Source organism: Pedococcus sp. P2_D9 (assembly GCF_056404275.1).
In genome coordinates, this window is the sequence record NZ_JBFUEI010000008.1 from 152,415 (window position 1) to 173,099 (window position 20,685).

The following is a 20,685-nucleotide window of genomic DNA, read 5'->3' on the forward strand; positions in this document are numbered from 1 at the left end:
ATGACCCCCGTCGCCATCAACCCGGCCGCGCTGCCCGCTCCCAGCGGCTACTCGCACGGCACGCTCAGCGGCAACACGCTGTACCTGGGCGGCCAGACGGCGCTCGACGCGGACATGCAGATCGTCGAGGGCGGCATCGTCGAGCAGTTCCGCCAGGCGTTCGGCAACGTGCTCACCACCCTCCGCGAGGCCGGCGGCCTCCCGGAGGACCTCGTCAGCCTGACGATCTACCTCACCGACATCCCCGACTACCAGGCACACGGCCGCGAGATCGGCCGCGCCTGGCGCGAGCTGGCCGGCCCCGTCTACCCGGCGATGGCCGGCATCGGCTGCACCGCCCTGTGGCAGCCGGAGGCGCTCATCGAGATCCTCGGCGTCGCGGTCATCCCCGACGACCGGCTGCGCCGCCCTCAGGCCTAGCYGCCTAAGACCGACTCTGCGTAGCGACGCGCTGGGCCGGCCAGCCGCTGGTGCAGGTCCGAGAAGAGCCGCTCCGCTGCGATCCCCTGCCAGTCCGGTGGCAGGAACTCCACCGGGAGGCCGGGGTCGAGGTAGGGCAGCCGGCGCCACGCGGTCAGCAGCAGCACGTCGTCGGCAAAGGCGCGCGCGTCGTCATCCGGCCCCGACCCGTGGGGACCCGACCCGTCCGCAGCGGTGCCCCACCGCTCGCGGACCGGTTCGAACTGGGCCCGGAACCCGGCATACAAGGCACCCAGCGCGTCGAGGTCCCACCACTCGGCCACGCGCCGCGCGACCTGGTCGTCGAGCAGGTCGGCCGCGAAGAACTCCACGAACTCCAGCAACCCCTCGCGCTCGAGCTCGCGGCGCAGGTGGGCGTGGACGAACTCGGGGGCGATCCACAGTCCAGCGGCCACCATGCCGAACCCTCGACCCGCGAGCACCCGGCGCAGCTGGTGGCGCAGGTTCCGCTGCGACTCCGGCACCGAGAACGCGGCCAGCAGCCAGCGGTCGCCGGGCTGGGCGCGCCGCGGCGCGAAGATGCGTTCGTCACCCTCCTCGAAGACGTCCTCGAGCTGCGGATCCAGCCGGTATGCCGCGCTGCCAGCCTTGCGGGTCGGCAACAGGACGCCGCGCTTCTTCAAGCGGGACAACGCCGATCGCGTAGCGGCCTCGTCGACGTCGAGGGTGGCGAGGAGCTTGATGAGCTCGGCCACAGCCAGGGAGTCGTGCTCACCCCGGGCGTGGAGAGCGCAGATCGTGACGATCAGCTGCTGGAGCTGCCGACCGGTGCCGGCCTGGGGCTCACCCGCATGCGACGCACCCGTCGGGGCTTCGCCCCGGACTGCGGTGTCGGACGGACGAGGCACCCCGCCAGCCTAGTCAGCCCGGGCGGCGCGGCCTTGGACGTCGAGGTGACTCGTGGAGAGCTGGGTCTCGGGACACCGCGCGTGCAGCTCGTCGATGATCTCCTGCTCGCGAGCCAGGGCCGCGAGCAGGTCCGTGGGCTGCACCGTCCCGGCCGGACCCGCGAAACCCCCGGGGCCGCGGGTGGCGTCCTCCAGCTCGGCGAGCTCGGTGAGGAGCTCACGCACGGACGCGGAATGGACGGGCGTCGTGGCCCGATCACCCACGCGGACGGACTCGATCGGCTCGCTCACCTGCAGCCTCCTGGGCGCTGACGACTGGTGCCCCGGCTGCTTGAAGCCTTGCGATCATCATCCGGTTTGTGGCGTTCTGTCAACGGTTGGCGCAACGGCTGGGCCTCCGGCGTCACATTCGGACCGTCCAGAATGTCTATCCCGTAGTCCTGTCGGCAGGGCGCGGCGACCATCACCCCTGCCGACAGGACCACGAGGGCCTGACCCGCGCGGGTTCAGCCCGGGCGGCGTCACGGTTCGACCGGGTATGCGTCGTATGGGTGGTGCGCTGTGCTGTCGGTGGGGCGGTCGGAGGGTGAAGGTGAGTTCGCGGCGTTGAGGCCGGTGACGGTGGCCCAGCTGCGCGCGTCGATGGGCGTTCCCACCCTCGTCGCGGCATACCGACAACGCGTGCTGAACGTTGCCGCGCCGGGCGCGTGCCACCCGTGGACCGGTGCGGTCTCCGGACGTGGGCACGGACAGTTCTGGATCGCACACGACCGCATGGTGATCGCGCACCGCTTCGGTTTCGCCCTGGCATTCGGCGTGGATGCCCTCGTGGCGGCCCAGGTGCTGACGCACGCGTGCCGGAACCCTCTCTGTCAGAACATGGCCCACATCGGGCCGGCGCTGTCCCCGACGCGGGGCCTGGATACCGACCAGATGGGCCTCGGACTCTCTGCGTAATCGTGGACCCCGCCAGGTGGTCTTAAGGGTGACGGTCCACCCACCCCCCCCAGGGGTGCTCCTGAGAAGCGAAACATCAACGAGCACAATGCTTTTCGAGAACCGTCGGCGGCGCCCTCAACCCCCTTCCGACGGGCCTGAGGAGGGTCGGCGGCTGCGGGACCGTCGTCTCGGAGCACCAGCCCCGAGGCCACTCTGTCATGGAGGTAGGCGCTCGCATGATCGCTACACACCTGTCCAGGAACTGTCGCATCCGGTCACCACGACGGACCCCGCGCGACCCGGCTGACCATCACCCTTCCACCGCATGCCGGACCGAGCCGCCTCCGCGCGGATCCACTGCGCCGCCGGTCTCGTGCCGCCGGACCCACCACCGCAAGGCCCCCTGCCCCGCCGTCGCGCGGGTGCTCCCGGTGCCCGCTCGGACCCGGCGCATCATCGCGTCCGTCTCGTTGGTGGCCGGCCTGCTGGCGCCCGCGACCCCCGCCGCCGGCCAAGCCTCCGCTGGCACCACCTCCGCGACGAGTCGCACGTTCCCGGTCGGCACGAAGGTTGTCGACTACTGCGGCAACGGATCCGTGGCCGTGAGGAGCAAGACGATCGCGAGGGTCGTCATCGTGGTCCACGGGACCTCGGGCAACTACTGCGACTACGCGCGGTACGCGATGGAGTCCGCCTCCGACGCCGGGGTCCTCGGTTCGACCCTCGTGGTTGCCCCTCACTTTCCGACCTACGCGGACACGGACGACGAGAGTCGGCTGATCTGGGGGTCAGGATGGCGCGAGKGAAACACCAGCAACAACGAGGACGGCACCAGGGTCTCGAGCTTCGAGGCGCTGGACCAGCTGACCGCCGCCGTCCGGAAGACCTTCGGGAGCAGCGTTCCCATCCGCATCATCGGGCATTCTGCAGGCGGCCAGTTCGTCCAGCGCTACGCCGAGGGCAGTGACGCGCCCATCGACCGGTTCGTCCCTGCGAACCCCTCGAGCTACGGGTACCTCACCGCCCAGAGGTGGGCTGGCGGGACCGTCCTCGCCCCGGCGGCCGGGTGTTCCGGCTACAACACCTGGAAGTACGGCCTGGACGGGCTGAACGGCTACATGCGCTCCGCCGGGGACGTGCGCGCCCGCTATGCCGGGCACCGCGTCGCCCTCCTCCTCGGCGGTGCGGACGTGCTGCGGGACTCGGAGCTGGACGTCAGCTGCGAGGCGGACGCCCAGGGCAGGAACCGGCTGGAACGTGGTCAGGTGTTCTTCAACCACCTGCGCGACCAGCTCGGGCAGCTCCCTGCCGGTCACTCCCTCTCGGTCGTGCCCGGAGTGGGGCACCACGGACGATCGATGATCCGCTCCGCCCCGGCACGAGCCCTGCTCTTCCGCTGACGTGCCCCGCCGGACCCGTGCCCCCGTGGGGCACGTGTCCGGCGACACGGGTCCGGCGACACGACTTCCCTCGCGCGACGTCTCTGTAGGCGGACCGCTGTCACCCCGACCGAGTAGGGGCGGCCGGGGTGGCAGCCTCCTGACACACGCCTCCCGCTAGTGGCGGGCGTCACGTATCCGCCGCTGCCCGCTCGCGTCATCCTTTCGCCACACCCCGGTCCTTTCTGATGATGGCATCGCCCGGCCAGTCCAGGGGGGACGACGACGATGCCGCTCTAGGGGAGGCGTTCGCGCATGGTGGTAACAGGCACAAACCGGTGGCAGCGAGTCGTGGGGACAGTGGGAGCGTGTGTCCTGCTGGGGCTGACCGCCCTACTGATCATGGCTCCGCCATCCCGGGCCGACGACATCCCGGGAGCGATCACCTCGATCTCGACCCGGGCCACCCACGTCGACGAGGGCGACGAAGTCACCTTCGCCTGCACGTGGGCGGTCCCTGACGGATCAGACCCGGGCGACACCTTCGACCTCACCCTGCCCGACCAGCTCAACTGGTTCGGGTCGAAGAGCTTCAACCTCTTCGCCCCCGACGGCTCGGTCGTCGCCACCGCGACCGTCGACGACGCCGACCACGTCGTCTTCACCCTGGCTGACTACGTCGCCTCGCATCCCACAGACATCCACGGGACCTGCACGTTCGTCACCCTCTACAGTGCTGCCGGCACTGGCGGTGAGGTGGATCTCGAGTTCCAGACGGGGTCCGACGTCGTCAGGGTTCCGGTCGGTACCGACCAGCCCTGCACCGTGAGCTGCGTGGGCTCTCGGGACGATGCCGGCAAGGACATGTGGTGGCTCGACTCCGGGCAGACGAAGACGCGATCAGTCGTCTGGACCCCGGCAACGACCGCTGACACCACCACCGTGACCATCACTGACACGCCCGGGCCGGGACTGAGCCTCGACTGCGCCTCCGTGACTGCCCACATCGGAGGACGACTCGGGTCCGAGGGCAGGCTGGCCGAGCCCTACGACGACGCCACCGTCCCGGCTGCGGTCACCTGTGGAGCGGACCGCCTTGTCGTGACGTGGACGGCTGTGCCCGCCGGCAAGTATGCCGAGGTGCGGGTCAACGCCACCGTCACCGATGCGGGACGGTCCGTGTACTCGAACGACGCAACGGTGAAGTTCGACGGCACGGTCCTGCCCGTCGAGTCAGTCGTGAAGCGCACGGACGCCTCGGGAACGGGCTCAGGGGGTACGCCCTCCCCGACCACGACGACACCGCCGACGAGCACCACGTCCACCACGCCCACCACGACCGCACCGCCGACGAGCACCACGTCCACCACCAGCACGACGGCACCGCCGACGAGCTCGACCTCCAGCACCAGCACCACGACCACGCCGCCGGCCTCCACGCCCACCTCGACGGTCAGCACGGGAGGCACGGGAGGCGGAGGGGAGGAGAACGGGACGATCGGCGGAGGGCTTCCCTTTGTCGTCACCACCAGCGGGGCTCTCGAGGTGAGCGAAGGCGCCCTGGCGTTCACGGGGGTCAACGTCATGGCCGCGGTGGCTGGCGCGCTGGTCCTGCTCATCGCCGGGACGGGCCTGATGACGGCGGGCCGGCGCTCACGCTAGGAGTGAGACGACGTGAGCGGGGGGCGGATCGGGTCCTAGACCCGATCCGCGCCTGCCCTCGTTCAACTGATGGCAAGGCAGGGCGTCGGGGGGACCGCGTCCACGGAGCGACGCCCGTCGCAGGGATTTCTTTGGAGGGTGGGGGCATGTCTCGACAAGACGTGTGGGTCCGGCCGTTGGAAGGGGGGACCAACCAGCGAGCCAGGCAGAGCTTCGCAACGCGCCGGGTGCCGCGCTCGGCCATGAAGACCCTCGTCGGAGGCGCGATCCGTCCGCGGTCCGGTGATGTCGTGCTGGCTCACGTCGAGCGCCTGGGGCAGCACCGGCGGATCGAACAGCCCGATGGCCGGCGCAGCGCGCTGCACGTCGGGGACACGGTGGTCGTCGCCTACGCCGACCGCTACGCCACGGACCAGTTCGAGTCCCACGTACCGTCCTCCCTGGGCCGTGTCCAGCTGGTGGCCTCCGGGGGGATCGCGTCCCAATCGATTTCCCACAGCAGGGCCGTCCGGCGTGCCACGGACATCATTCCGCTGGGCCTGGTCGGCGACGAGTACGGCAGGCCGCTGAACGTCTGGGACTTCCGACTTCCCGACGTGGTTCCGCCCCCTGTGCGGCCGAGGACGGTTGCCGTTCTCGGGACGTCGATGAACGCCGGCAAGACCACGACCATGCACTACCTCCTTCACGGGCTGAGCAAGGTCGGCATGTTGCCCGGGTCGGTCAAGGTCACCGGCACCGGCTCGGGGAACGACTTCTGGGTGATGCTGGATGCAGGCGCTCACCGGATGTTCGACTTCACGGACGCGGGTCTGGCCTCGACCTTCCGGCAGCCGATCCCCGTCCTCGAATCGGCGATGACCCAGCTGGTGTCCCAGCTGTCCCTTGCCGGATGCGGCGTCAACTTCGTGGAGATCGCTGACGGGGTGTTCCAGCAGGAGAACAGGATGCTGCTGACCTCGCCGGTCGTCCACGAGCTGCTCGACGTCGTGGTCCTCGCGGCCTCCGACGCGATGGGCGCCGCGCACGGCGTCAGCCACCTGCGGGAGCGAGGCTTCGAGGTCGCTGCGGTGTCGGGCATGCTGACGCGCTCCCCGCTCGCGATCCGAGAGGCCCAGGAGGCGACCGGCCTTCCCGTGTGGGGGATCCCCGAGCTCCAGACTCCCGAGCTGGTCATCCCCGCGCTCGGCCTGGACCCACGTCTGGCTCGTGAACCGGACCCCACGCTGGATGCCGCCTGGCCCGTCGAGCTCGCCGGGCTCGACCTGACGATGCAGATGGACCCGTCCCCCGTCGAGTCGGCCACCTCACCGTCCTCCGTGGCCGGCTTCCAGTCGAGCGACGCCCTACGGGGAGAAGCGTTCGCCACCGGTCGCCTGATCCCGCAGGCGGGCTGACCTCGTGGATGGGCGACTTCCTCCGGGAGAGACCGGTCCCGGGCCTCGCCCGGGCGGCGACAGACGCACGTCCCCTGCCTCCTTTCGCGTGTCGCGCGCGGCCAGGGTCGTCGTTCTTGCGCTGGGCCTCGGGCAAGGCGCCTGCCTCCTGACCTTCATCCTGCTGCTGGCCCACGTCGTCGACGCTCTCGAGCCGACAGGCGTGGGATTCGCCGCTGAACGCCAGTATCGAGACTCCCTGCTGGGCTGCCTCGCCCTCGCCGCCCTCGGCGCGGCACTGGGGATCATGCGGGCGATCGAGTTCAGCGTGACCGAGAAGGCCGGCTACGAGGTCGTCCGTCGACTCCGCATGGACATGTACGGCCACCTGCAGCGGATGCTCCCCTCGCACCTCGTGCATCGGGCCCGTGGCGGGCTACTGCTCAGGCTCACCGGAGACCTCTCGATGCTGCGCATGTGGCTCAGCCGTGGCCAGCTTCAGGGCTCGTCGGCCGTCATCACGCTGATGGCAGGCCTGACGGGCGCGTTCGTCCTGGACCGTGCCATGGCGTCCGCCCTCGTGGCCGTCCTCTGCCTTGGTGCCGCGGTGTCGCTCTACAGCGGTCAGACGATGCGGTCCGCCACGCGCACGATGCGGCGGCGACGCTCGCTGGTCATCGGCAACATCGCGGAGCAGATCAATGCCCTCGCCGTGACGCAGGTGTCGGGCCGTGCGGGCGGTGAGTACGCCAGGCTCTCCCGCCAGAACGACTCGCTCAACCGAGCGCTGGGGCGGGTGGCCACCTTGCGGGGTCGGCTGCGCGGAATTGCCACCGGCACCAGCATGGTGGCGACCGCCGCCGTGGTGGCCACCGGCGTCGTCGAAGCCCGCAACGGCGCTGTTCTTCCTTCCACGGTCCTGCTCGAGGTGCTGATCGCGCGTTTCCTCACGAGGTCGGTCAGGACCCTCGGACTGATGCACGACTACTGGCACCGGGGGCTGGTGTCGCGCCAGAAGATCGGGGACTTCCTCGCGAGCTCGAGCCGCGCCATCGAGGCTGAGCTCCTCGCGCCGCTGAAGGTGCGCCGAGGCCGCATCCGCTTCGACGGCGTCACGGTGGAGGGCACCCTCAAGGGCTTCTCCGCCGAAGCGGCACCCGGGACCGTGGTGGCCATCACGGGTGGGGCCGGTTCTGGTGCAAGCACGGTGCTCGACCTCATCGCCAGACTCGTGGACCCCGATGCCGGGACCGTCACGATCGACGACCAGGATCTCGTGGCCACCTACCCCGGCTCGATCGGTCGCGCCGTGGGCATGGTCAGTCCCGACCTGCCACTCATGCGCGGCACGGTCAGGCGCAACCTCACCTACGCTGCGGGGGCCGCCTCCGCGGCCGAGGTCCAGCGGATCGCCTTCGGGCTCGGACTCAACCAGGTCCTTCCGCGGATAGGGAGTTCGGGGGTGGCCGAGTGGCTCGTCGAGGGCGGACAGAACATTCCGTCCGCTGACCGACAGCTGATCGCCCTCGGCCGGGCGCTGATGGGAAACCCTCCGATCCTGCTGTTGAACCGGCCTTTCGAGGGCCTCGACCCGGCCAGTCGAACGCTGGCTCGTGCCATGGTCCTGCGTCATCGGGGAACCGTTCTCTGGTGCACCGACGAGCCGGACGACCTGGCCGAGGCCGATCTGATCTGGGTCGTGGACGGCGGGCAATGTGTCGAGGTGAAGGCCAGCAGCACCTACCGCGAAGAGCTGTGGACGAGCCGCACACCCCGGGGGAACCGATGGCCCGTCGTCAACACCTGAGGCGCGACCGTCGGCTGATGACCGGCTTCGGGGCCGCGACGACACTCTGCCTCGGGTCGGTCGGATGGCAGCTGACCGGCATGGCGGCACCCCCGCCCGACGTGGTCACCCGATCGGTCAGCGCCGGCACGGACGGCTCCATCGACCTCACGTTCGGGGGTGACACCATGCTGGGCGATGGCGCAGAACGCCTGATCGCCACCGCCGGCTTCGACGCACCGCTCGCGGGCGTGCGGGTGATGCTGATGTCCGGGGACGTCACGATCGTCAATGCCGAAGGCCCGATCACGACGGTGGCCGTGCCCGCCAATCCCGGCGCGAAGTACTCCTATGCGGTCGGCCTGCCCGGAGCGGCGGCCCTGGGCCGAGCGGGGGTGGACGTGCTCGGCCTCGGGAACAACCACGCCATGGATCGTGGCGCGGCGGGTCTGGCAGAGACCGAGCGGACGGCGGCGGCCTCTGGCCTCTCGACGTTCGGCGCCGGCGCCCGTCGAGCAGAGGCCATGCGGCCGCTCGTCCTCAGGTCAGGTCAGGAAACGGTTGCGGTGGTGGCGCTGGGCGAGAACTTCGGGCCGGCCCAGCGAAGCACGCCGACCACCCCGGGAATGGTTCCCTTCAGTCCCGACGTCATCGAGCGAGGGGTCATCACGGCGAAGCGCGCAGGAGCCTCGAAGGTGGTCGCCTTCGTCCACTGGGGCGACAACTACGCGGACATCAATGCGCAGCAACGGTACTGGGCCGGGCTGCTCGTCGACGCGGGGTACGACGCCGTGATCGGTACCGGTCCCCACGTGCTGCAGCCGATCGAGATCGTGCGAGGCATCCCGGTCGCCTACAGTCTCGGCAACCTCACCTTCGGCGCACCAGGCAGGTTTGCCAGCTACGGCAAGGTCGGGGTGGGCGCCGTCGCACATCTTCATTGGGACGCGAACGGCCGCGGAACTCTGCTGCTGGACTGCGTGCAGACTGACAACCTCCTGAACGGGTACGTGACACGGGCCTGCCCTGCCGCACCCCTCGAGGCGGCCCACCGAATTCTCGGTCCGGCGGTGAGCTGGATTCAGAACCGGGCATCCCTCTCCTTCTGATGCGACAGCTACAGCTCACTGGGATGTTGCTGCTGATGACGGCGTTGGGCGCCACGGCCTGCAGCCAGGCCGTCGACCATGCGGCGGGCGTCCAGGGGGCCGGCCTCACGGGAACTGGCTCGTTCGAGTTCGCCCCCGCCGGTGCGGCACCGATCAGGGTCTTCTATGCAGTCGGCTCGGGTGACCTGGCGACCGGACGAGTGGTCGTCGTGATGCACGGAACGAACAGGAACGCGCGCGACTACCGCGACTCGTGGACGTCGCTGGTGAAGGACCGCCCATGGGTGGTGGTCGCGCCACAGTTCGACCAAGCGGCGTTTCCGGGGGCCGCGGGCTACAACCTTGGGGGCACGGTGGACGAGTCCGGAGACGCACGGCCCGCGCAGGACTGGTCCTTTGCCTACATCGAACCCCTGGTGGACCAGGTGCGAGCCCTGACCGGTGTGCGGGACCCCACCTTCGACCTGTTCGGCCATTCTGCAGGCGCTCAGTTCGTCCACCGGTACCTGGAGTTCGAACCGAAGGCCCGTGTCCGGCGGGCGGTCGCAGCGAACGCCGGCTGGTACACGGCTCCTGATCCCGACGTCGACTTTCCCTACGGCCTGGACCACGCGCCGGCACCAGTGGACCTCGACGCCCTGTTCTCCCGTGACCTCACCGTGCTGCTGGGCAGCGAGGACGTCGAGGACGAGAACCTCCGACAGGACGCAGGAGCCTCTCGGCAGGGTCAGACGCGGATCGAGCGTGGCGAGGAGTTCTACCGGGTGGGGGGCGAACAGGCGCGCAGCCGTGGAACACCGTTTCGGTGGACGCTGCGCGTCGTCCCCGGGGTCGCGCACGACCACGCGCCAATGTCCGCGGAGGCCGCCGCCGTCTTCGCGCGCTAGCGCGTCGGTGCGCATGGTTCGGCTGGGCGATGCAACCACCCACAACGGGGTTCCACGCTTCCCGCGTCACCAATTGGCCTTTCAGACGTCACAGTCCTAGGAGGAGTCGTGTGCCCGGTAGGAAAGGTTCAGCGGTGAGCGAATCGGTATTTCGCCAGGGACCTGGAGACATGGAGCTCGTGGCTCGGATCATGTACTCCATGGAGGTCGCTGAGATCGACATGCCCCATGTCGTCATAGCGATGGTCCCGGGGTGTCCGCCGGCCAGCTACTCAGGCCCCTACCCCAGTGCCCTGGCAGCACTCACGGTGGCGGAGGCAGAGCATCGAGCCGACCTGGCAGCCGGGGGCACCGGGGAGGTCCGTTTTCGCGTCGCGGCACTGTACCCAGCCGAGCCCGAAGAGCTGCGAGAGCCAGCCGGAGCAGTCGCGGAGCCAGAATCAGGCACAGACCGTGGATGACGGAGACCCCGACGACCCCGTCGATGCGGCAGGCACCGTCGAGCCAGACGTGGACCTGGTCGAGCGCGCTCGCCAAGGCGATCAGGAAGCGGCCGTCCAGCTCTGGACCCGGCACTACCCCTCGGTGCTGCTGGCCGCACGACGGGTCACCCGGCAACCGCGGGACGCCGAGGAGATTGCCTCCGACGCGTTCGCGGGAATGCTGTCGGCTCTTGCCTCGGGCGCCGGGCCCACCACCTCCGTGCGCGCCTATCTGGTGACCTCTGTGCGCAACCTGGCCGCGAGCCGAGCTCGACGGCCCTCGTCCGGTGATGTCATCACCGACGATGTGGCCGTGTTCGACCGTGCCACCCCGGACACCACAGTCCACATGTCCGAGCTCGAGCTGGTGCGCCTCGCGTTCGCGGATCTGCCCAAGCGGTGGCAGATCGTGCTGTGGCGGACGGCTGTCGACAAGGACAGCAACATCGAGGTCGGCCGCGCCATGGAGCTCTCCCCCAACGGCGTGGCCGCCCTGGCCAAGCGAGCTCGGCGCGGGTTTCGACTGGCGTACCTTCGCGCGCACCTCTCGGACCGAGGGGTGGATGCCGGGTGCAAGCCCTTTGTCGACGGCCTCGCCGACCTGACGGTGTCCGAGGCCGGAGCACCGGACGCGCTGGTGAGCCACGTGGCCACCTGCCTCGGCTGTACGAGGCGCATGGAGGAGCTCAGAGCAGTCGACCGCAACCTGGCGGGTGTGCTCGGGCCCGCCATCCTGGGCCTGTTTCCCTCCTCGATGATCGCTGGCGGCCTGGGTGCTGGCGCCGGGGCAACGGGGTGGCCCCCAACGGCCCTTTCCCCTTCCACCGCACGTCCCCGAGCCCGCTGGTTCATGGGGCCCGCCGCGGTTGGTGTCGTCATCGCGATCATCCTGGCCGTGCGGCCGGACGGACTGCCCACGCCACCGGCCTCAGCGGCGGTCCCCCGCGCAACCCAGCCGTCGGCGAGCACCCCGACCAGCCCGAGCACCCAACCCGCCCCGACCCCCGTACCGACCGTGACCCAGCGGCCGAAGCGACCCGCCACCCCGGTCACGACTCCACCCCGCACGAGCGCGCCGCCACGGCCGACCGTCCCCCGCCCCCGCCCCCGCCCCCGGCCCACCTCCGTCGTGAACCCGACGAGTCCTGCCCCCACCACCCCTGCGGCCCGGACGAGTCCGATGGCCGTCGACCTGGCGATCGGGGGCGCCCGAACCGACACGGCCACCACCATCAGAGCCTCCGTCGAGGGCGTCGTCGGCCCGCCCACACTCGTCCTGGAGGTGCCCACGGGTGTCACCTTGACGCACGCCACGGGCGACTGGACCTCTTGCACCCAGAGCCAGACGAGCATCCGGTGCGCCGCCGCCAACGCCCAGGACGTGACGTGGTCGGGCACCATCCACACGACCTGGACTGCGGCGGCACGCGGGCTGGTCCGCGCGACCGTTGAGGGGACCTACGGCAATGGTTCGCCCGCCCAGGGGTCGATCGAGGCCACATGGCCCCCGTAAAACCGCCGCCCGGCCCGTCCCTCGCGTCGTGGTCATCGCCCCAGACGTGAACCCGCGCGTCCCACGAAGGAGCTCGTCATGGATATTCCGGAACGGATCTCGGTTTCGTCGCTAGTGCTCGACGAGCTCGTGCAGGCCGTCGATCGGGTCAGCTTCCTCAACCACGAGTTCAATCGCTCCTACCTCCTGGATCCCTGCTGCCTGCTCGAGGCGCTGGTGGAGGTGTATGCCGCGTCGCTCCACCTCGTGCAGGAGAACGGCCAGTACGGCAACACGCTGGTTACTGGAGCCGGGTGAGAGGTCCCAGGGGGCAGGGGTCCCGGGGGCAGAGGTCCCGGGGGCAGAGGTCCCGGGGGGCAGAGGTCCCGGGGGGCAGAGGTCCCAGCAGGCAGCACGACGGCGGGCGGGTGTTTCTCCCGCCCGCCGTGCGCGCCTACTCGTCGCCGCGGGTGGTGACCGCGCCCAGGTCAGGCACTCTGCGACCCCCGTCGCCGACGCGCCACCATCACCAGCCCGAGTCCCGTCATCAGGAGCAGGACCCCAGCGGCCACCAGGGGGATGGCGTTCGAACCGGTGAACGCGAGCACCGGGGGGTCGGTGAACCCGAGGAACGGCGGCAGGTCATCCTCGGTCCACGTGAGAACGTCGACCGTCGATGGCGGGGACGTCACCGTGCCCGGCGTCTGGCTCCCAGGTGGTGGCGGGGTCTCCCCGTCGGCCGTCGCCACGTTGCGGACACGCCCCGCGTCGACGTCGGCCTGGGTCACGACGTAAACGCTCGAGGTGCAGTCCATCGCTTCGCCCGGCGCCAGGGTCGTGGACGGGCACGTCACAGAGATGCCGAGGTCGGCGAGCCTGCGGTCGTCCACCTCAACGGCCTTCAGCGTGATGTTGCCGGTGTTGTCGACGTGGAAGGAGTACACGATCTCGTCACCGACAGCGGCCAGCCCGTCGTCGTTGGCGTCCTTGGTGATCTTCGCCGACTTGACCATCACCAGCCCGGGGGCCGCCTCGGGTGTCGGGGTGGCGGTCGCTGATGGGTCTGAGACCACAGGCGTCGTCGTCCGCGGAGGAGTGCCCGACGCCGTGGCGATGTTGGCCACCGAGCCCTTGTCCACGTCGGCCTGGGTCACGAGGTACGCGCTGGAGGTGCACACCATCGTGGCGCCTGGAAGCAGGGCCGCCGACGGGCACGTCACCGATACCGCAGGAGCGGCTGGGGCAACGAGCTCGTCCTTGACGGAAACGTTCGTCAAGGTCACGTTCCCGGTGTTCCTGATCGTGAACCCGAAGGTGATCTCGTCGCCCACGCCGGCCAAGCGGTCGTCGTTCGCGTCCTTGGTGATCTCGGCGGACTTGACCAGCGACAACCCGGGCGTCCTCGGAGGCGTCGGAGTCGTGGTCTCCGACGGGTCCGTCACGACCGGTGTCGTGCCCCCGTGCGGCGTGCCCGAGGCCGTGGCCGAGTTGGCCACCGAACCCTTGTCCACGTCGGCCTGGGTCACGAGGTACGCGCTCGAGGTGCACACCATCGTCGCCCCCGGAGCCAACGGGCCCGACGGGCAGATCACGGCGACCTCCGGACCGGCGGGCGCGACGAGCTGGTCCTTGACAGCCACGGTGTCCATCGTCACGTTCCCCGTGTTCTTGATCGTGAACGAGAACGTGACCTCGTCACCGACACCGGCCAACGCATCGTCGTTCGCATCCTTGGTGATCTTCGCCGACTTCACCAGCGTCAACCCGGGCGTGGCCGCGAGAGTGGGCTGGGTGGCCGTGTCCGTGGCGGTGACGTTGGGCCCGTCCGGCGGTGTGCCGGTGGCTGTGACGGTGTTGTCGACGTGGCCCGCCTTCGCGTCCTGGGCAGTGATCACGTAGTCAGCGGTGCAGACGATGGCGGCCGTCGGCGCCAGCGTCGCCGGGGTCACCGGGCTGCACACCAGGGTCAGGGCGGGCCCGGCAGGCGGCGCGAGCACGTCCGTGACGTTGACCCCCGTCAGGGTCGACTGACCGGTGTTGGTCGCCACGATCCGGTAGTGGATGACGTCGCCGGCGTCGGTCAGGCCGTCGTTGTTGGCATCGCTGACCGAGGTGACGGACTTGACGACCCCGATCGCGCTGCCCGGCGTCGTGACCACAGCCGAGCAGCCAGCACCCGGCGCGGGCGCGCAGTCCGCATCGACGGTGGGGACCGTCGTCGTCGAACCCGGGGTGTGGTCGGGACCCCCGCCGGGCATGAGGGGGATGGTCGTCTCCGCCGCAGGCACGACGGTCGCCGTGTTGAGGATCTCGCCGGTGGTTCCGGCGGCGACGACGCCCGTGAGGGTGTAGGTGATCGTGCCACCGACGTTGACGCGCACCGTGTCCGTGATGTCACCGGCGCCGCTGGCCCCACAGGCGGTCGGCCCCGACGGGGGCAACGTCGCTGTTCCCGCCGCGGTCACGGCGCACGTCCAGGTGGGGCTGGTGACCGCAGCAGGGATGGGATCGCTGAACGTCGCGTCGACCGCGTCGCTCGGGCCGTCGTTGTGGACCGTCACGGTGTAGGTGATCGGCTGGCCCGGTGTGTAGGAGTCCAGATTCGCGCTCTTCGTGATCGAGAGGTCGACCTCCGGGAGAACGGTCAGCGGTGTCGAACCCGGCGGGTAGAGCCCGACGATGGTCGAGATGTTGTTGGTGCAGTTCGGGATCGGGGCCCCGGTCGGGTCCGTGCACCCCGAGTTGCTGTAGACACCGGGGGTGTTGCTCGTGACCTGCACGGTGATGGTGCACGAGACCTCACCCTGCGCGAGGTCCCCCGTGGCGCTGATGGTGCCGCTGGTCACGCTGCTGGACGTCAGGTCGCACGTGCCTCCAACCGGCCCGGAGGCCAAGAGCCCGGCGGGCAGGTCGTCGTTGAACGACCACCCGTTCTTGGCCATCAGGTCGGTGGTGTTCGTGACCGTGAAAGTCAACGTCGAGGTGCCACCTTGGGCAATCGTCGTGGGCGAGAAGGCCTTGTCGAGCTGCGGGGTGACGTCCACCAGCTGGGGCAGGTCGAAGCCGACGTCGTTGCCGTTGCCGTTGGCCTGCAGGTTGCGCACGCGGAACCCGAGAGTCGGCGTCGCCCCGGTGACCGGCACTCGGAATGCGTTGGACTGCAGCTTGGCCACACTGAAGTTGGCAGCGTTGATCGAGAAGACCACCCTGCTGGGGTCGGTGCACGGGTCCAGGTTGGTGCCGACCACCGTCGGGACCCCGTTGATGAGGATCGCCAGCTCCTCTTCGGCGTGGTTGCTGAAGCAGTTGGTCTCGGCGAAGATCCCCGAGACGGCGTAGAAGTGCCCGGCGATCGCGGGGATGGAGTTGTTGGTGGTCTGGAGCTGGAGTCCGGCTGCCTGCGCACCGGTGGTGCTGTTCGTGTACTCGCTCAGGATCTGGTTCTGGGCGGACTGCGCGAGCGTCATCCCCTGGTAGCGACCCATGGCGTCGGCCATGTCGCCGAGGATGTTCCAGGCAGAGTTCCGCCCACACTGGTCGTTGTTCGTCACGGCAGGGGTGCCCCCGTCCGCCGGCAGACCTGAGCCCTTCCGCATCACCCAGCCGTTGCAGGCGCCGGCCCCCGGCGCCCAGGCCGCGTCCGCGGCATACGTCTCGCCGTCTGCCGCCGCGCCGCCGACGTAGGCGCCGATGCGAATCGGGGCAGCGCTGGCGTCCACGGCGGAGAAGTCCTCGCTGTAGAGCAGCGTCCCCGCCTGGGGAACACCCGGGCTGCCCGGTGCGGCGTTCGCGGGAAGGGCGAGCCCGGCCGCCCCCATCACTGCGAGGAGGCTCAGCAGGACCGCCGAGGCCGTCCCCCGTCGCCCTCTGGTCCTCGCACCAACAGGTCCCTCTCCATGCGGCACTGCCTTCACGCTCTTCTCCCCCCGGGTCATGAGATGTCGCTAGTAGGACCACCTCGATGCCCGTTTGTGACGCCGGCTCCAGGCAGAGGCGGGCCTGCGGCGTGCGGGTCGACCCCCGTGCTGCCCGTCCGGGAGAGGCTGCGCGTCAGCGCTCGTCAACCTCCAGAGGCGCCTCCACGACGGAAAGGTGGCGGGTCACGGCGGGGGTCGGCGAGGCGAGGAAGAAACCCTGGACGAGGTCGAACCCAAGTGCCCGGACCTGGCTGAGCTGGTCCGGGCGCTCGATTCCCTCCGCGAGGGTGTTGATTCCCAACGCGCTTGCTATGTCGACCGCGGCCTTCATGACCGCCACAGCGGTCTGGCCCGAGCGCGCGTCGCTGGTGGTCAGTGCAGCCGCGAAGGCGCGGTCCACCTTGAGCAGGTCCACGGGCATCCGCTGGAGACTGTTGAGTGAGGAGTAGCCGGTCCCGAAGTCGTCGATCGCGATGCGCACCCCGAGGTGACGGAGCTCGTGCAGCAGCGAGATGGAGTGGTCGCTGATGGCTGCGGACTCCGTCACCTCCAGCTCCAGCAGGCGGGGCGGGACAGCGAACTCGATGAGGGCGGCCTCTATGTGGTCCAGGAACCCCGCAGCGCCCAGCTCGGCCGCTGACACGTTCACCGCGAGTCGGACGCCGCGGCCCAGTCGCGACAGCTCCCGGCAGGCGTGGCGGAGCATGACCTGACCGATGGGCACGATCAGTCCGGACTCCTCTGCGAGCTCGAGGAAGTCCGCGGGCGCGAGGAGACCGCGCGTCGGATGCTGCCAGCGCAGGAGCGCCTCGGTCGCCACCACCCTGCCTGTGCGCACATCGTGCTGAGGCTGGAAGTGGAACACGAACTCGTCGTGCTCGATGGCGCCAGCCAGGTCGGCCAGGAGGGAAGCCCGCTCCCGCGCGCGGACGCTCATCGACTGGGTGAAGGAGCTCATCCGGCCGCGCCCGACTCCCTTCGCGTCGTACAGGGCCAAGTCGGCCATCCGCACCATCTCGTCGGCGCTGATGCTCAGCGGGAGCGCGTGGGTGCACCCCACGCTGGCACTCATCTCGATCCGGTTTCCCCGAATCGTGAAGGGCTCGGCAAAGGACGCCTGATATCGGGCGAACAACACCTCCGGGAAGTCCGGAGGCGATTCGGGCTGGGCGATGACGGCGAACTCGTCACCCCCGAGTCGAGCGACGAAGTCACCGTTGCTGTGGGCCAGCATGCGAGTGGCGACCTGCTGCAGGAGCTCGTCGCCCACCCCGTGACCCAAGGTGTCGTTGACGGACTTGAAGTTGTCGAGGTCGAAGATCGCCAGGTGGCTGGGACCAGGCCGTTCCCGCCCGGCGAGGCTCGACTGGAGTCTCTCGTTGAACCTGCGCCGGTTGGCGAGGGCGGTCAGGGGGTCGGTCTCTGCCAGTCGGACCATCTCCTGCCGGTGCATGAACTCGTCCGTGATGTCGACTCCCACCCCCCGCCAGCCGGTGATGGGTCCGTTGCGCGTGGTCATCGGCTTGGCCGACAGGGACCACCACCTCTCCTTTCCCTGCACCACCACGGCGATGACGTGGTCACGGATGGCCTCCCCCCGAGCCATGGCGTCGCCCAGCTCCTGAATGGCCTCGCCACCGTCCCAGGAGTCGTTCGCCAGTCGCCCCAGGAGCTGGGTCAGCGTCAGCTGTCGAAGTTCGTCCGTCGAGACTCCCGACACCTCGGACATCCGATCGGAGGTGCGCGTGAAGTCCCCCAGCGGTGAGGTCTCCCAGAGCCAGTCGCGCGCTCCGTCCTCGAAGTCGTCGAGCAGGAGCTCGACATCCTGCTGAGCCTGCCGAGCAGTGAACTCAGCGACCGATCGTCGCTCGAAGGAGTTCGACAGGTACATGACTCCGACGATCAGGACTCCCCCGTAGACGAGCACCTGCAGCGTCATGACGTAGTAGGCGGTCTGCTCCATGAGGAAGAAGGCCGGAGCGAATCCGGCCATGTGGATGGCGACCCAGAGAATGCCGATGGGCCTGAGCGGCGAAAGCACCACGGCACCCGCACCCATGATCCCGGCGACTGTGGCCACGAGCACGACCTGACGCCCCGGGTCGACATTCGGGAGCACGTAGAACGCCAAGCTGGTGTTGAGGACGCCCTGGACCGAGATCTCGAGGGCGGTGATGCGAAAGACCCTTTGGCTTCCGGCCAGGTCCCGAGGGGCGGTCCCGTTGCGTTCGCTGATCCACCACACCGTCGAGCGGACGCCCGCCGCCAAGAGGGCCAGGGGCACCCACACCGCGCCGAACGCGGGGTGCTGGGGCGCGATGACATACAGCCACAGGACCAACACGCTCATCGCATTCGCGACGTTGGCCCTGGGGGCCAGACGCATGTGCGCAAAGACCTGACGACGAAACAGCTCGTCCTTCAGCTCCGCGGCACGGCCGGGGAGCCCGGCCCCTGGGGCCATCACGGTCGTCCCGTGTGCGTCGATCGCGAGCATCGAGGTGTACTTCCTCCGGTCTGGCTGGTCCGGCTCGGGCCGCCATCCCCGCGCCGTCGACCACGACATGCGGCTCGCCTGTGGGAACCGTCGCTGATGAGACGACTTCGAAGGCCACTCATTACGCCATGGCCCACCTTTCTTCGTGCGTAAGACCCCGTGCCGGCGAGGCGTCTTGGTGGTGGTCGGTCACCCCCTGATGACTGACCGGCCGGCGGGAACGCCGGCCGGGGCCCCGCGTGGATCCGTCCCCTTACGGATCGCGCGGGGCCCCTTCACTGCCGTGGCCGTCGAGGCGAGGGAACTGCCCTAGGCGGCCCGCCCGGAGAGAAGCTTGCGGACCGGCGCCGTGAGCGCCGAGGAGCAGCCGCCGCGGACCACGTACCTCAGCGTGAGACTTGCGCCGCAGTCGGCCGCGCGCTCCATTCCGGGAATGGAACCGAACACATTGAGGGAATGACGGAAGCCGCCATAGCGGATCTGCCTGACGTGAATTGCCTCGTGCGCCATGACCATTCTTGTCTTGGCCCAGCTCATGCCGGGCTGGATGTAGACCGTCGAGCGGCTTTGTCCCCAGCTGTGGAACACCGTCAGGCCGCGTACGGGGCCCTGGGTGTGGGCGCGGGAGTAGTCGATCTTCCACGTCGCGCTTCCCGCTGGGTCCAGAGCCCGCGCCCAGGCCTGGAAGGACTGCGCAGACCCTGCCTTGGCCGCGGCCTTCGGAGTGGCACCGGCACGGGTGGCGCAGGTGACGGTGGTCGAGACCCACTGCCCGTTGCGGAGCTTGAGCCAGCCCTTGGCCACCGGCCCCTTCACGCTGGCGCCGCGGCCGAGCGTGCCGACGACCGGGTATGCCGTGCCCGGGCCGGAGCGCACGTTTKCCCTGTTCACGCACACCTGCCGCACGGTCGCAGCGGGTTGCGCCGCGGCATACGTCAAAGCCATGGCGTGGTCCCCGAGTCGGGGTCCGGCCAGCGGGCTGGTCACGGGTGGCCAGTCCGGTGCGGCCACCGCCCTCGTCGCGGCGGACGGTGGGGCGGTCGACAGCGACGGGCCGACGCGGGTCGGCTCGCCCGTTGCCGCGGGCGCTGCCAGTGCAAGTGCCAGGGCGAAAGCGCCCACGGCGGCTCCGCAGGCTGACGGGTGGGACCGCTGTGTCTGACGGCCCGGGGATGGGTGCCGCCGCGAATGGCGTGCACCGGTCAGGACTTCCCTTGTTTGTCGTGCGAAAAGCATCCGAAGTCACCTCCGCCGATAATGGCGATTTCCCTTGGGGAGAGATTCTCGAGAACTGCCTGTCAATGACAGCGCCGCACGTTTCCAAACGCATGAGCGAACACGAGAAGAATTCCCTCTCACGCGACCGAAGATTGATTTGGCGCCGTCCCCATGTTGACCGATTCGGCCGATTGGGCATTACGACGACAGGGCCGGACGCCGACCTCTCGGGCGCCTGGAAGGAGCTCAGTTCCCGCGGTCGCAGCGGCGCTTCACCCGACGCGAGCGATCAGGCTCCGGACGGAATCACCCGCGGGCCAACCGACGTCAAGCGTCAGGCGAAGTCGGACAGATCAGGGAGCCGATGTAGGCATTCGGCTGATGGTTGACGGTTTTACGTCGGTTGATCCTTGACACTCCTTACGTCAGTTTGTCCTGCGGGTCTTGGTCAGTGCACCTCCCAAGGGTCGTTTGTTGCGGACGGGGCCGGTGCTGTCGCGTCGCACGGTGCGCAGCAGCTCGTTGCCGATCCAGAACTGGAGGGTGTCGGGGCCGACGTGGACGTCGCAGCGTTCACCGGCCCGGTGGCGTCCGACGGAGACCTGTTGCCAGG

15 protein-coding genes and 1 pseudogene are annotated in these 20,685 nt (G+C 69.5%); 10 read left to right on the forward strand and 6 right to left on the reverse strand.

The genetic code is table 11. From position 1 onward, the window contains the following. A complete protein-coding gene (locus AC1DXJ_RS14000; protein WP_477637269.1) occupies positions 1 to 420 on the forward strand; it encodes a RidA family protein in 420 nt (139 codons plus the stop codon). Here the strand turns inward: AC1DXJ_RS14000 and AC1DXJ_RS14005 are convergent. Continuing rightward, positions 417 to 1,328 carry a PaaX family transcriptional regulator gene (locus AC1DXJ_RS14005; protein ID WP_477637270.1) on the reverse strand — a complete coding sequence of 304 codons (912 nt, stop codon included), beginning with the start codon at positions 1,326 to 1,328 and terminating at the stop codon, positions 417 to 419. The two genes, AC1DXJ_RS14000 and AC1DXJ_RS14005, sit on opposite strands and share 4 nt — an antisense overlap. Before the next feature lie 9 nt (positions 1,329 to 1,337). After that, positions 1,338 to 1,619, reverse strand: coding sequence for a hypothetical protein (locus AC1DXJ_RS14010; protein ID WP_477637271.1), 282 nt, complete (start codon positions 1,617 to 1,619; stop codon positions 1,338 to 1,340). Positions 1,620 to 1,949: 330 nt separating this feature from the next. Here AC1DXJ_RS14010 and AC1DXJ_RS14015 point away from each other — a divergent pair, with 330 nt between their 5' ends. From AC1DXJ_RS14015 to AC1DXJ_RS14055, 9 genes are all read left to right on the forward strand, one after another. Beyond that, positions 1,950 to 2,285 (forward strand): hypothetical protein, encoded by a 336-nt coding sequence (locus AC1DXJ_RS14015; RefSeq protein WP_477637272.1) that lies wholly within the window; start codon positions 1,950 to 1,952, stop codon positions 2,283 to 2,285. A 413-nt stretch (positions 2,286 to 2,698) separates the two neighbouring features. Next, positions 2,699 to 3,667, forward strand: a complete 969-nt coding sequence (locus AC1DXJ_RS14020) for an alpha/beta fold hydrolase (protein ID WP_477637273.1) — start codon at positions 2,699 to 2,701, stop codon at positions 3,665 to 3,667. Between the two features lie 381 nt (positions 3,668 to 4,048). After that, positions 4,049 to 5,308 (forward strand): Ig-like domain-containing protein, encoded by a 1,260-nt coding sequence (locus tag AC1DXJ_RS14025; RefSeq protein ID WP_477637274.1) that lies wholly within the window; start codon positions 4,049 to 4,051, stop codon positions 5,306 to 5,308. Between the two features lie 146 nt (positions 5,309 to 5,454). Next, the gene (locus AC1DXJ_RS14030; RefSeq protein ID WP_477615868.1) at positions 5,455 to 6,705 is read left to right on the forward strand and encodes a DUF1611 domain-containing protein; all 1,251 of its coding nucleotides are present in this window, start codon (positions 5,455 to 5,457) and stop codon (positions 6,703 to 6,705) included. A gap of 88 nt (positions 6,706 to 6,793) precedes the next feature. Then, complete coding sequence (locus AC1DXJ_RS14035) at positions 6,794 to 8,491, forward strand: ABC transporter transmembrane domain-containing protein (protein WP_477637275.1); 1,698 nt, start codon at positions 6,794 to 6,796, stop codon at positions 8,489 to 8,491. Between the two features lie 17 nt (positions 8,492 to 8,508). After that, positions 8,509 to 9,579 carry a CapA family protein gene (locus AC1DXJ_RS14040; protein WP_477637276.1) on the forward strand — a complete coding sequence of 357 codons (1,071 nt, stop codon included), beginning with the start codon at positions 8,509 to 8,511 and terminating at the stop codon, positions 9,577 to 9,579. After that, complete coding sequence (locus tag AC1DXJ_RS14045) at positions 9,579 to 10,466, forward strand: lipase family protein (protein WP_477637277.1); 888 nt, start codon at positions 9,579 to 9,581, stop codon at positions 10,464 to 10,466. The genes AC1DXJ_RS14040 and AC1DXJ_RS14045 overlap by 1 nt, the downstream gene beginning before the upstream one ends. Positions 10,467 to 10,919: 453 nt before the next feature. After that, positions 10,920 to 12,461 (forward strand): RNA polymerase sigma factor, encoded by a 1,542-nt coding sequence (locus AC1DXJ_RS14050; protein WP_477637278.1) that lies wholly within the window; start codon positions 10,920 to 10,922, stop codon positions 12,459 to 12,461. Between the two features lie 78 nt (positions 12,462 to 12,539). Further along, positions 12,540 to 12,758 (forward strand): hypothetical protein, encoded by a 219-nt coding sequence (locus tag AC1DXJ_RS14055; RefSeq protein WP_477637279.1) that lies wholly within the window; start codon positions 12,540 to 12,542, stop codon positions 12,756 to 12,758. Positions 12,759 to 12,928: 170 nt separating this feature from the next. On the opposite strand, the gene AC1DXJ_RS14060 is transcribed toward AC1DXJ_RS14055, so the two are convergent. The 4 genes and pseudogenes from AC1DXJ_RS14060 to AC1DXJ_RS14075 all read right to left on the reverse strand — a co-directional run. Further along, entirely contained in the window at positions 12,929 to 16,375 is a 3,447-nt protein-coding gene (locus tag AC1DXJ_RS14060) for a DUF7507 domain-containing protein (RefSeq protein ID WP_477637280.1), read from the reverse strand. 115 nt (positions 16,376 to 16,490) lie between these two features. Continuing rightward, complete coding sequence (locus tag AC1DXJ_RS14065) at positions 16,491 to 18,923, reverse strand: putative bifunctional diguanylate cyclase/phosphodiesterase (RefSeq protein WP_477637281.1); 2,433 nt, start codon at positions 18,921 to 18,923, stop codon at positions 16,491 to 16,493. A 240-nt stretch (positions 18,924 to 19,163) separates the two neighbouring features. Then, positions 19,164 to 19,976 carry an SH3 domain-containing protein gene (locus tag AC1DXJ_RS14070; protein ID WP_477637282.1) on the reverse strand — a complete coding sequence of 271 codons (813 nt, stop codon included), beginning with the start codon at positions 19,974 to 19,976 and terminating at the stop codon, positions 19,164 to 19,166. A 521-nt stretch (positions 19,977 to 20,497) separates the two neighbouring features. Then, positions 20,498 to 20,685, reverse strand: a pseudogene (locus AC1DXJ_RS14075) (hypothetical protein); the annotation flags it as partial.